This is a genomic window from Anaeromassilibacillus sp. SJQ-5, from assembly GCF_054108045.1.
The window spans coordinates 1728534-1741847 of the sequence record NZ_JBPJWQ010000001.1; the positions used below are offsets into that span (position 1 = coordinate 1728534).

Consider the following 13314-nt stretch of genomic DNA (forward strand, 5'->3'; position numbering starts at 1 on the left):
CAGATAGTACCTCCTTCAAAAAATCACGTTCTATTTACCAAACGCGCGCCCGTGCCCAGGTGGGGGCGACCGGACGGGGCGGCGTCCGATACGGGGGGGGATACCGGACTATCCGGTGACCTTATGACCCGCCATCATATCGTTCATGGCGTTCTGGAACTGCACCTTGTTGGCCTCCAGGGCGTCGCCGGGAGTCTTGGAGCCCTTGAGCACCGTGGAGCACAGCTCATGGATGGAGGGGGTGGTCCAGTCGATCTTGGTCATGGTGTAGGCGTCGTGAACGAACCGGTCGGTGCTTTTCACCATGTCGGTATAGATGGTCAGGGATTCCTCATCCCGCAGCTTGGACACATATTTTTCCGCTACCAGGTCGTCGATGGTCTGGCCGTCGGGATACGCGTACAAATCGTCGATGAGCAGCAGCAGCTTGTCGGCCATACTCTCGTAAGTTTTGGGAATGAAGTACATCTGGCCGCAGCTGGTGGGAATGGTGTATTCCTGCACATCGGGGCCCATGGGGGCGTAGACGATGCCGAAATCGTCGGGCATGGCCGACTCCTCGATGTACTGCAGCAGCTTGTTGGTGCCGGCCATCATGGCCATGTTGCACTTGGTGAACTCCCGCAGGAAGGTATCCCAGGTCTGGGATCCGTCGTTGACATAGGCGATTTTCTGCTTGACCGTCCAGTCGTACATTTTTTCAAAGGCCTTCATCGCCGCGGAATCGCCCAGGGTCAGCTGCGGGTTGCCGTCCTTGTCGAAGCTGGCGATGGCGCTGCCGTTGGAGGCGGCCAGGCTGGACAGGAAGTCGCTGTGCATATAGCCGCCCAGGCCCCACTGCTCCACGGTGCCGTCGGACTTTTTCTTGGTGGCCTTCTTGGCGATTTCCTCCACCTTGTCCCATGTCCAGGTTTTGTTCTTCACCATCTCATAGGGGTCACCCAGGTTCTGCTCCTTAAAGATGCGCTTATTGAAGAACCAGATGGTGCCGGTGGGGTTCAGCGGCACGTCGCTGAAGGCATACTGCTTGCCGTCGATGTTGGTGTATTTCCGGGCTGTCTGGCTATACCGGCTGTCCTTAAAGTCGATGCCGGTTTTCTCCATGGCGGCATTCAGGTCGGCAAAGGCGCCGGCCTTGTACCACTCCATGAAGTAGTTCTCCTGGGTGACCATGATATGCCCGGCGGGGGAGCCGGAGGCGATGCTGCTGGTCATGACGTCCCAGTAGGTGCCGCGGCCCTCCTTCTGCACGATTTTGACGTCGTATTTGGCTTCCAGTTCCTTGATGCGGGCGTCGCGGCGTACCAGGGCGGGATCCTTGCCATCGGTGTTGATCATGCCATATCCGGGCGGGGTAACGATGGTGATGGTCTCGCCCCCAAAGCTCAGCGCCGCCTTGAGCTGATCGGTTTTGCTATTGCCCGCAGACACGGGAGATTTGGACGCGTTCGATCCGGATTCGGTCTTCTCCGAGCCGCAGCCGGCCAGGGAAAACGCCGCCATCAGCGCCGCCAGGGAAAGGGCGGCCAATCGGGTGATTTTCATTGCTGAACAAGCCTCCTTATACATTGAATGGATGTCTATCGATAAGACGGCGAATACCGTCCTTTAGCCGACCAGGCCGGCCCGTTCGATGCTTTCGGTGAAATACCGCTGGCAGAAAAGATACAGTATCAGCATGGGAATGATGAGGAACAGCATGCCGCAGTTGCGCATGAGGCTGAACTCGGTGAGGTTGCTGATGCCCGCGTCCACACCCGCGCTGTTGCTGATGAGCCGGAATAGCTCGGTGGTGAGCATGGGCACATTCTGCAGGAACACCGAGGTAAAAATGTCATCCAGCCACTGCCACACGAAGGAGAACAGGAACACGGTCATCATAATCTGCCGGGCGCTGGCCAGGAAGACCCGCACAAACGCCTTGATAGTCCCCGCACCGTCCACATAGGCCGCCTCCTCCAGTTCCTTAGGAAGGCCCCGGAAATACTGCCGCATCATGAAGATGTACAGACCGTTTTTCAGCCCCGTGCAGGTGATGCCCAGCAGGGCAAAGGGGGTGACGGTATCCAGCAGATTCAGCGGCCGGCCGAAAATCAGCTGGAACAGCCCGGCAACGTCGAAGTACCGGAAATTCACGTACAGGGGCAGCAGGATGAGATCCGGCGGCACCACCATGCCCAGCACGACCAGGAAGAAGAAAAAGCCCTTGAACTTGAAGTCGAACCGGGCGAAACCATAGGCCACGACAGTGGCGGACACGGTCTGAATCAGAGACACCACCAGGGGATAGAAAAAGCTGTTAAAGGCTAGAGCGGGAATGTTCAGGAAATCCCAGGCCTTTTGATAATTGCTCAGGGTGAAAGTTTTGGGGATATAGTGCACGGACATGTCGTATACGTCCGACACCGGCATAAAGGACACCAGTATCTTCGTCACCAGCGGATAAAGGATGACGAAGCTGATACCGGCCAGCAGGACAAACCGCAGCAGGGACATGCCGGCCGATCCGCCCTTTTTTATCAGCTTCTGCCGGCTTTTTTCAGACAGTGCCATAACGGTTTCCCCTCCTTTAGTCGTAATAGAAGATGTGCTTGTTCAGGATGGCGAAGATCAGGCCGATGATGGCGAAGATGATCACCATGTAAATCCAGACCATGGCGCTGCCCAGCCCGAAATTAAAGCTGGTGAAGGAGGTTTGATGCACCAGATTGATCATCACGTTGGAAGAGCTGGTGAAGGAGTCAATGATGGTGTACACCACACAGACCAAAATCTGGGAGCTGACCATGGGGAAGCTGATTTTCCAGAAGACTTCCCAGCCGGTGGCCCCCTCGATATAGGAGGCTTCAAAGATGGAGGGCGAAATGGACTGGAAGGCGGCGAGGAAGATGATAATCGGGATGGCGCTCATGGCCACGATGGTGGAAATCCGATCCACAGCCGACACCAGGAAGTTGATGAGGGAGGTATCGAAATTCAGGGAGTTGAGCATGTTGACGAAGGCGGTGGCCACGCTGCCGTCCCCGCCGGAGGAGGAGGCGCCCTGCTGCATCATATTGGTCATCTGATCCACCGAGGCGAGCCGCAGGTAGATTCCGGAGGAAAGCAGCACCGGCAGGAAGAAGATGCCGCGCACCAGGCCGCGACCCCGGAATTTCTGGTTGAGGATGCTGGCGATGAAGAAGCTGAACACCACAGCGATGGGCACGTTGATGATCATGTTCCAAATGGCTTCCAGCAGCACCTGACGGTAGGTGGGATCCACGGCCAGCAGCTGATAGTAATTCTGGATCCCCACAAAGGCCAGGTCATAGCCGGTGCCTGTGCTGTTCACGGTCAGGTTGGAAAAGCTGTACCGCAGGGAGGTGATGAGGGGGATCAGCAGGAAGAAAACGGCGCCGATGATGAAAGGCAGGATGAAGAAATACCCCAGGCGCTTGCGTTTGCGTTCCCAGGACACGATGCGTTTGGCCATTTACTGCGCCCCTCCCTTCACCAGCAGGCATGCGCCGGCTGGAATCGTGCGGCCCTCTGCCTGCTGCTGGGTGCCGCTGTAGTTGGTCAGCATGCTGCTGCCGTCGCCGAAGGTGGTCTTATACAGCCCGTCGCCCAACTTGTCGTAGGCGGCAATTCCGGAGGCGGCCGCGGCCGCCGACTCGTCGAGCAGACGGTACTGCCGCAGGATTTCGTCTTTCCAGAAGCTGTACTTGGTGGAATAATACTGGAGATACTCGGTCTTTTCGAAGGTCAGGCTTTCGTTCGCCGTCAGGGTGAAGCTGAGCCCGCCGCCGGTGCGCAGGGTATCCAGCAGGGATTCGTCGGTGTTGCCCGACAGGTTGCGAGCCTCGTCGCCGTAGCGGACATGGCCGTTCATCACCATCTGGAGGAAGGGCACCACCTCGTCGCAGATGTCGTACTGATAGCCCTTCATCGGAACATCCAGCACATCCTGGACAACCGGCAGAATGGGGGCGTTGGCGCCCAGGGTGGACACCGTGCGGCTCTCCGCCATGCTTTTGACGTTTGCCGTCAGCCGCTTCATGGCGGTCTGCCGTTCCACCAGGCGGTTCTCTTTATAATCGGCGTTGGCGTTCGTGCCTGCGTACCGTAGGGAGACACCGTCGAAGCCCAGGTTGTCGAGAAGGGCCGTTGTCTTCTGGAAGGCCGTGTCCACGGCGGCGGGGTTGAGGATATACCGGAAGGAATCGGCCGTATTCAGCAGCTGGTAGGTCACCCGATCGTAGGGATAATCAATGCCCCGGTCCTTGGTCAGCAGGGAGGAAACGTCCCGGCTGAGGTTCAGGCTGTCGAACAGGGAATTGCTGTAGGCATACTGCACATCAGCGTCCAGGTAGAGCGTAACGCCGGCCTCCTTGGCCCAGGCCTGCAGCTGCCGCAGATCCTCCTGGCTGCCCACACCGGACTGGAGTTTCAGGCCGGAGGCGAAGGGCTGGGTCAGTCCCCCCTTCAGGAAGCCGGTAAGCTTGATGACCAGGCGCTCCACGCCGGCCTCCTTCAGTTCTCGGCCGATGGCCAGCACATCCTGCAGGGTCGTGTACACCGCCGTGCGCTTCATGCCGATGCCGAGGAAGCTGGTTTCCCGCTCGGCGGCGCCGATGAATTCGAGATAGAGAGGAGCCGGGGCGGCCTCGGCCTTATCGCCGAACAAATCGCTGGCGTAGGCGGCGGCCAAATCCTTCAGGGCGGTGTGCTCCTTGTCGAAGAACGTCATCTGGATGCGCACGTCCCCGTCGTAGAGCTTTTTCTGCGCGATGCTGAAATAGTCGCCCTGTTCTTTCGACGCGGAGCTGAGATAACTCTTAGCCACCTCCCGGACGCGGAAGACCGGGTAGGCCGCGGCGTAGCTGTCAGCGGATCCGGGGAAGGCCCGCACCTCCGCAAGAGCATCGCCTTCGGTAATAACGCTGAGCACCGCGCCCTGGCCGTCGATGATTTTGGCGAACAGGGGCAGATACGCCACGTTTTCCTTGTAAATTTTTTCGTCCTGGCGCACCGACAAATCCCGGCCATAGACCGGCACGGAAAATTCCTGCTGCGATTCCTTGCCGTTATAGAAATTCATCAGAGATCCGGTGCCGTCCGGCAGGAGGAAACGGCCGGTCTCCCCCATCTCCGGCGAGGCGAAAGTCTTGAGCACCGTCAGATTCAGCAGGGTGCCGCCGTTGAATTCCCGGATTTCGCTCATGGGCACCCGCACGTCCACCCGCTCGCCGTCCAGGGTGACGTACAGCGCCATGTTGAACACGGGATAGGACGTCTGTTCCAGCTCCTTAGCGTTTTCCATATCCTTTTCATAGTCCGCCTCAGTGTAGCCGGTATCCACCAGAATTCGGTGAATCTCCCGCTGCACGCTCAGAGAGAGGACCTCCTGCTTGAGCAGGTACATGGGCGCTTCCTTTAAGGAGGGGTATTGGCTAAGCAGCTCGGACTTCGCTTTTTCGTCCGTAATCGTGTTCACGTCCGCCAGGTAATACTGGGATTTGAACCGGGTCTTGTCGAAGGTCTTTTCAATCTTCCCCGTGATTTCCTCAAAGCGCTCCACCGAGAAGGCGGGGGGCACGAACAGCTTTTCCTGCACATTGCCGAAGGTGAAGGTGATTTTCATCCCGTTTTCCACCGGCTCGATTTGGAACTGCCCCTTCTTGACACTGTCATCAAAGCTGTTCATAGAGGCGTTGGTGCCCTTGGAATCCATATAAGTGAACTCCAGCAGGGATTTGTCCGAGGAGGAAGAGGCGTTCTCCGGCACCGCCTGGTAAATTCGGCCGTCCTTTTTGTTCCTCACCTGGAAGGACGCCGTGTCCCGGTTGACCAGGAGCTGGAGGCTCCCGTTTTCGGCGATAGGCTCGTAGGTTTTTCCGTTGATGTCGTTTTCCGCGGAGTTCGGGAGCAAAACGTCCCCTTCCTGCACGGGGGTGATCCCGCTATCCTTCGCGCAGGAGGACAGGACGCCCACCATCAGCAGGAAGGAAAGAAACCCGCAGGCGATTCGCTTCATCATTCCGATCATGCCTTTCTGGAGAGCCGCCTCTGGCGGCCTGCCGGTTATGAAACGCGCCGTCACGCGCGGTTGACCAGTTCGCTGTAAATGTCCGCAAAGAAGGCAACCATCTGCTGGAGCAGCGCCGTGCACAGCAGCAACACAAACACGATGATCAGGATGACCACCAGCGTTATGAGGATGACGAACAGCGCTTTGCCCATGGAATAGTTATGGATCTGCCTGACGCTGGCGATCATCAGGCCCACCATCCACACGTAGGCCAGTGTCACGAACAGGTAATACACCGCGCCCTCGGTTTGGGTCATCAGATTGCTGATGAGGCTGGCAAAGGGGATCAGCAGGACCATCGGGGTCAGGGCATAGCCGGAGGCCATGACGATATCCTTGAAGGATCCTTCGCCGTCCATCAGGGAGGTGACGCACCAGCTGCTCACCACCCACAGCAGCAGCGGCACGAACAGGGTGGCCAAATCCAGCAGGAAGTTGGCGTTTTCCGGGCTGGTGGGATTGAAGATGAAGCCGGTCACCCGGGTTTGGAACGCCATGGCCAGACCCGCCAGACCAATGAGAAGGAGGCCGGTTTTCAGGCTGCCCCTCTTCTCCCTCTTCAAATCCCAAAAACCGTCGAAGGGGCGGAAAATCACATAAAAGGCATAGCGGAAGGGACCCTTCTTCTTTTCCTTGGGATGGGTCTTGCGGTACTGCTTCATGAAGATATACAAAGCGAGGAGGGCCACCGCCAGAACAATCAGGACAATGCCGCCGACGGTGAAATACCGGTTGATGAGATCCCGGCGGTAGAACTGAAACGCCTTGGAATAGTAGCTTGGATCCTTGGCCCGCTCGAAATACTCCATGGCCAGCTTCATATCCCGCTGCCGGTAGGCGATTTTGCCCATCTCCTGCAGCACCACGGGATTGTTTTCATTGAAGCCGAGAACCTTTTCCCAGGTCTCTTTTTCCTTCTCGTAGTTGTTGTCGTCCTTGTATTCCTCTGCCTGGAAAATCAAGCGGCCGTACTCGGTCAGGCCGTAGGACACGATAAGGTTTTTCCCCGCGTCCAGCACCAGGAACTGGCCGTTATAATACACCAGGGAGGTGGGGGTGTTCAGGGTGCCGAAGGTCTGCCCCAGCCCGCCGAACATAAAGAGCATCACGCCGTCCATGTTATAAGCGAAGACCCGGCCCCGCTTCTGGTCAAGGATGGCGTACAGGCCGTGATCCATATTGACCACATCCACCACCAGGGATGGGCCCTTGATGGTGCCGATATCGGTGAAATAGTTGTCGGCCACCGGATCGCCCACCCGCCGGAGCACGTCATCGCCCTTGGCGTTGATTTTCCGCACCGGCGTCATTTCCTTCAGATTGGACTCATCGTAGGTGCCGGTGGTGACGAAAATAAAATCCTCCTGATCCATGGAGATGTTGTTGTACTCGGCGGGGACAAAGGCCTGCATCCGATCCCGCTGGGCCTTGGTGGAAAACAGCCGCCAAATCATGTCGGTCAGGCTGTAGGTCACCTTGGAGGCGCCCAGCATCTGGACGAACTGCCCCTGCCGATCCAGCTCCAGCAGGCCGCGGTTGAAGCCCCGGGAGGCCACGAAAATCCGGCCGGCGGAGTCGCTGGTCACCTTGATGGGCTTATATTCGAAGTCGGAGGGGAGCAGCGGGGATGCGGGCGCCGCGTAAATTGCCAGAAGGCCGCCGTCCTTGTCCAGCTTGACCAGGCGGGCGTTGTCGGTATCCGCCACCAGCAGACTGCCGTCCTTGTCCACATACACGCCGTTGGGGTTGGCGAACGCATCCTCTTTGCCGTTGTTCTGGAAAACGGAGAACTCCTTTTCTAGCTTGTATTGGGCATTCAGGCGCAGCACCCGGTTGTTGCCGGTATCCACCAGATACAGGCAGCCGTCCTCCCCCACGAACAAATCCTGCGGATTTTTCAAGGCCGTGGTACCCATGTCCGTGTGATCGATGGAGGAGCTGGGGGTGGCGGCGGGGGGAGCGGGCACCGCGTCCTTCCCGTCAAAGATATAGTTGTCGTATGGAGTGGCCGCGAACGCTTGCAGCGACAGGCCCAGCAGGAGAAAGGCTGCCGCCGTCAGGACGGCGGTCTTTTTGAACCAGCTCTTCATATCCAAACCCCTTTGGCAGAGTGTCTGCCCGATATTTTGACCGTTCCGCCGACGGAAGACCACGCTGCTCAATCCTTCATACCGGAGGAGGCCATCGTCTGAATGATGTTCCGCTGGGAGATGATGAACACCGCGATGGGCACGATCATCATGATGACGCCGACCGCCGCGCCCGCGCCCGCGCGTGCCACGCCGCCGGCCACAATCTGACTCATGGCATAAGACAGGGTCTTCTTTTCCTCGCTGAAAATGTACACGCCGCCGGTGGTACCCCACAGCGTCTGGATGGAGAAGATGATGAGGGTCAGCCAGGCGGGCTTGACGTTAGGCATGACAATAGTCCAGAAGGTCCGCCACTCGCTGGAGCCGTCGATTTTCGCCGCCTCCAGCAAAGAGTCCGGGATGCCGGCCATGAACTGCTTCATCAGATACAGCCCGATGGGAGCGCCGAAGGCGGGGACGATGATGGACAGATAGCTGTCCACCCAGCCCAGCTTGGTCATGATGATGAAGCTGGGGATTTGGGTGACGGCGGTGGTGAACATCAGGGTGGTCACCACCAGCTTGAAGAACGCCCTGCCGCCCGGGAAATGCCGCTTTTCCAGCACATAGGCCGCCATGGAGGCCACAATGACATGGCCCAGGATGGCCACAGCCGTGATAAAAACCGTATTGAATATATACCGGATGAAGGGCACCCACGACTCGCTCATCAGCAGCGACAAATCCCCGAAGTTATCCAAGGTCGGGTTTTTCACCAAGATGTGCGGCGGAAAAATGAACAGCTCATCCAGCGGCTTGAAGGCGTTGCAGACCGTATACACCAGCGGGATAATCATGAAGAAGCCCACCACGGCAAGCAACACGAAATTGCAGATATCGCCGCCCAGGGAGCGGGCGTGGCGGGCGCGGGAACCATGCCGGAGCCGTTTGACTTTGGTATCTGCCATCCCTTATCTCCCCACCTTGTTCAGTAATTTCTGAATGATTTCGTTGAGCACAATCATGGACAGGAACAGGATGGTGGCGATGGCGCAGGCATAGCCCATCTCAAACCGCGTTCCGCCGTAATCGTTCAGATGGTTGATGACTGTGTGCACCGCGTAGTCGGTGCTGGGGTTGCCGCACAGGGCCACCGTGATGTCCCCCACCGCAAAGGCGGAGGTAATGGACATGACCGCGCCGAACATCAGCTGCGGTTTCATGGCGGGCAGGGTGATGAACCACAACTCCTGCCATCGATTGGAGATGCCGTCGATGTATCCGGCCTCGTACTGGGATTTATCCAGAGTCTGGAATCCAGCCACAAAGGACAGGAACCCGGCGCCCAGGCTCATCCACAGCTGCACGAGAATGACCACGAACATCATGTAGCTGACATCGGTGAGCCACTGGATCGGCGCGTTGATGACGCCCAGATTGAGCAGAATCGCGTTGACATAGCCATACGTGTCGCCGTTGAACAGGATGGTCCAGATGAGATAGGCGGCGCCGGAGATGGAAGGCGCGTAAAACACCACCACCATGATGGAGCGCAGCATGGGTTTCAGCTCATTGATGAACCAGGCCAGCATCAGCGACGCGAGGTATCCCACCGGGCCGGTAATCGCCGCGATGAGGAAGGTATTTTTCAGCGCGATGAGAAAAATCTCGTCGTTCAAAAACAAATTGATGTAGTTTTGAAACCCGATAAAGGTCGCCGGCTCCAGAATATTGTAGTAAGTGAAGCTGTACCACAGGGAGGTCACCACCGGCGCTAGGGTAAACAGACAGAACACCAGGGCAAACGGCAGCAGGAACAGGTAGGCGTCCCAGTTGAGCCGCACTTGTTTGCAGTTGTACTTTAATTTGGATTTCTGCCGGGCCGCAAACGAACTCGCCATCCGTCAACCGCACCTTTCCTCGATATATTGATTTTTGCAATATCGGTTAAAATCGATCTGTATTAAGTTAAACATTAATCCGCGGACAGACCGAATTCCTTGCGTTTGCCCGCCAATTCCTGGTTGATGGTATAGATGTAATCAAACAGGGTTTCCTTGGGATCCTCCTTGCTGATGACCACCTTGCGGAACGCGTTGTCCAGATGCCGGCCGGTGAAATACCCGCCGGGAACCTGCTCCACGCCGCGCCCCCACTGCATCTGGGCTTTCAGCACCTTATACAGGTCGTTGCTCCACGGAATCTTTTCAAAAGCGTTCAGGTTGGCGGTGGGATGCCGGGCGGAGGCGCCCAGCACGCTTTCCATTTCCGTACCGTACTGAATCTGCGCGTCGGTATCCGTCCACCACTTGAGGAATTCCCAGGACGCCTCGTAGTTGGAGGAATTCTTGAGGATGAAGCAGTCGGTGCCGCCGAAGGGCACGCTGCGATCGACGGTTCCGTCCTCTTTCAGCGTGCCGGGCACCAAGGTGAAGCCCCACAGGCCGCGGATTTCCGGCGCGGAAACCGTCAGGCTGTTGAAGTTGGTAAAATCGGCCATGATCAGAGGATACTCACCGGTGCGGAACCGGTCGAGGAAGTTGTATTCCTTGGGCAGGTCGTAATTGACGTACAGGTTGGTCCACTGCTTGAACGCGGCCAGGCCGGTTTCGGAATCCATGTCGGAGGTCTTGCCCCCATCCTTATACAGCTGACCGCCCATCTGATACAGCATGGTGTAGTAGCTGGAGACGCCCGCCTGGGGCAGCGCGGTGGTGGACACCGGAATGGCAAAGCTCATATTGTTCTTCTGCAGCACCGGGATGGCAGCGATGATGTCCTCCCAGGTCTTGGGCACGCTCAGCCCCAGGTCGGCCAGCACGTCCTTGCGGTAAAACAGCACGTTGAAGGTCTGGGTTTCGGGCAGGGCGTACACTTTGCCGTCAAAGGTCATGGGCACCAGCCGTTCCGGGAGGAACCGCGCGGCCACCTCTTGATAGTCCGGGAACCGGGTCAAATCGATGACCGCGTTGCGGATGGCGTAGTTGACCGGTTCGGTGTCCGCCATGTTCAGCGCCACGTCCGGCCCGATCCCCGCCACCGTGGCGGGCAGCAGGGCGGCGGCGGTCACCAGCTCCAGCTTGACGCCGATATTGTGCTGGGTGACAAAGGAGGAATCGATGATTTTCCGCAGGGCCTGGGCCTGGTCGCGGCCGGTGGACAGCCACACCTTGATGCTCTCCCGTTCGGCATTCTCCTCCTGCGAGCTGCCGATGCTGGCGTAATCGTCGATGAAGGAGCGGACAAACTGATTCAGATCGTAGCCGATTTGCTGGAAGAACCCGGCGTTGACGGCGGGCAGTTCCGGATTCGGCGACGAAACCAGGGCGAAATAATCGATTTCCAAAGGCTGCTGCTGCACGGTGTTCAGCCAGGTCCCCAGGGAACCGATGTTGGTTTTGAAATAATCCAGGTTTTTGGCGATGTTGTCCGGCTTTTTCACCATCTTCCGCAGCTGACGGATGACCGTGTTCAGCGTGGAGACGTTCTGTCCCTTGCCGCCGGTATAGCTGGTGAACCAGTCCACCACCCCCTGCAGCTGGTCGGCCAGCGTGCCCATCCGGGCGATGTCGTCCGGAATGAGGGTATCCAGATAATAATCCCGCATGGTATCCGGCTTGGATCCGGTGATCATCATAATTTTGGTGTAGATGCCGTTGAGCTCGGTCAGAACATCCTGCACTTCGTTGATCTTCCCGGCCATCTCGCCGAGGGTGACCTCCATCTTCAACTCATGCTCCCCGGCGGTCAGATACAGCTGAAACGCGCCGTCCCCGCCGCCCAACTCCAGCATCTGCCACTTGCTGTCGAAGGCCACCTGGTAATCCTCCAGCTCCTTGCAGGGGATAACGCCGTCGATATACACCGCGCGGTTGGATTTGACGCCGCGGGTGACGTTCTGACGGGCTTTCATGGAAATGGTGTACAGCCCCGCCTTTTCCACATGGAAATTCCAAATAATGAACTGCCGCGGGTTCTGCCATCGGTAGCCGCCGATGGCGTTGAGCTTCTGCTTGTTCTTTTCATAGGGGACGGTGGTGGGGGTGGTCTTGTCGGTGACGGGATACAGAACCGGATCCGATTTGAGCGCCGCGTCCTCCCCCTGGATGACGATGGGGGCCGTCCCGGCCGCCGTATACCCTTGCTGCCGGTAAGTTTCCTGCAGCTCGGCGTAGGACGGACGAGCCTCCTCATTGGCCAGCCGCAGGTTGGCGATGGTCAGCGGTTCGCTGGTGGCCTCAAAGGTGATGGTGTTGTCCCCTTCTTTAAAGTAGAAAAGCAGCGGTGTTATGTAATACCCCTGGGAATCGCGGATAAAGCCGTCGTCCTGCCACTGCTTGACCTCCAGCTGAGAGGGCCGGATGTCGTTGCCCTGGACGTCGGTTTTCCCCTTCCCGTCGGGATCGTCCCGATACAAGCGGTTAAACACCAGGGACTCTGCTTCCTTGTGGGGATACTCGCCGTTGATTTTGATCTTGCGTTCCACCGAGGCGCCCCGCTTGTTTTCGGATACGAAATCCAGCTGCAAGCCGTATAGGCCGGCGGCCGGCACCGTCACATGGAAGGTGATGGAACCATCCTCATCCGTGTAGACGGACAAGCCCGGCTTGCCGAGATACCCCTCCTGGGTTTTAAACTCGCCGCCTTCAGAAGAAAAAGCGGCGATATCCACCGGAATGCTGCCGGAGGGGCGGGCGTCGTTTTCATGCGCTTTCAAAAACGCCTCATACGAGAGGGAATCGGACACCTCCATATCCGGCTGTTCGGCGCCGGCTTCCTCAGCAAAAGCGGAGCCGCCGGCGACCGCCGTCATGGTGATCAGTATAGCCAGGACGCTTAGGGCGGAAAGGAACTTTTTCAATGGTCAGTCACCTCTACATGATGTTCTGGCTGGATAGCCGGACGGATGGCTCTCTGGCCGAAAACGGCGGCGGTGGGCGGACGCTTTCCTTCGTCAAAGCGCACAACGGTTTTTCACTCTACCCTGCCGCTCTCCTGTTCAGTTCCTGCACTTCGCGGAAATTAAGGATATCAGCGAAAATTACCGCGAAATGTTTCGTCTTGTTCATTATAGACGAATGTAATTGGAATGTCAACCGTATTTCCACCAATTAATAAAATAAATTTTACCATTTTCTCTCTTACCAAGCCATTTCTGTGAAAAGAACA

The 13314-nt window shown here is 57.6% G+C and carries 9 protein-coding genes; 1 reads left to right on the top strand and 8 read right to left on the bottom strand.

What is annotated here, in order from left to right; all coding sequences use genetic code 11:
• Positions 1 to 108: 108 nt before the first annotated feature.
• From ACSAMM_RS07440 to ACSAMM_RS07475, 8 genes are all read right to left on the bottom strand, one after another.
• Positions 109 to 1545 (bottom strand): ABC transporter substrate-binding protein, encoded by a 1437-nt coding sequence (locus tag ACSAMM_RS07440; protein WP_457790803.1) that lies wholly within the window; start codon positions 1543 to 1545, stop codon positions 109 to 111.
• A gap of 63 nt (positions 1546 to 1608) precedes the next feature.
• Positions 1609 to 2553 (bottom strand): carbohydrate ABC transporter permease, encoded by a 945-nt coding sequence (locus tag ACSAMM_RS07445; protein ID WP_457790805.1) that lies wholly within the window; start codon positions 2551 to 2553, stop codon positions 1609 to 1611.
• 16 nt (positions 2554 to 2569) lie between these two features.
• Positions 2570 to 3475, bottom strand: coding sequence for a sugar ABC transporter permease (locus ACSAMM_RS07450; protein WP_178721485.1), 906 nt, complete (start codon positions 3473 to 3475; stop codon positions 2570 to 2572).
• On the bottom strand, positions 3476 to 6022 hold the full coding sequence (locus ACSAMM_RS07455; protein WP_178721483.1) for a DUF5696 domain-containing protein: 2547 nt from the start codon (positions 6020 to 6022) through the stop codon (positions 3476 to 3478).
• Positions 6023 to 6081: 59 nt separating this feature from the next.
• On the bottom strand, positions 6082 to 8163 hold the full coding sequence (locus ACSAMM_RS07460) for a YIP1 family protein (RefSeq protein WP_457790808.1): 2082 nt from the start codon (positions 8161 to 8163) through the stop codon (positions 6082 to 6084).
• 68 nt (positions 8164 to 8231) lie between these two features.
• Positions 8232 to 9113, bottom strand: coding sequence for a carbohydrate ABC transporter permease (locus ACSAMM_RS07465; RefSeq protein WP_457790810.1), 882 nt, complete (start codon positions 9111 to 9113; stop codon positions 8232 to 8234).
• A 3-nt stretch (positions 9114 to 9116) separates the two neighbouring features.
• Complete coding sequence (locus ACSAMM_RS07470; protein ID WP_178721477.1) at positions 9117 to 10046, bottom strand: ABC transporter permease subunit; 930 nt, start codon at positions 10044 to 10046, stop codon at positions 9117 to 9119.
• Positions 10047 to 10120: 74 nt separating this feature from the next.
• The gene (locus ACSAMM_RS07475) at positions 10121 to 13006 is read right to left on the bottom strand and encodes an extracellular solute-binding protein (protein WP_457790812.1); all 2886 of its coding nucleotides are present in this window, start codon (positions 13004 to 13006) and stop codon (positions 10121 to 10123) included.
• On the opposite strand from ACSAMM_RS07475, the gene ACSAMM_RS07480 reads away from it, so the two are divergent.
• The gene (locus tag ACSAMM_RS07480) at positions 13006 to 13260 is read left to right on the top strand and encodes a hypothetical protein (RefSeq protein WP_178721473.1); all 255 of its coding nucleotides are present in this window, start codon (positions 13006 to 13008) and stop codon (positions 13258 to 13260) included. The two genes, ACSAMM_RS07475 and ACSAMM_RS07480, sit on opposite strands and share 1 nt — an antisense overlap.
• The last annotated feature ends 54 nt before the right edge of the window (positions 13261 to 13314 follow it).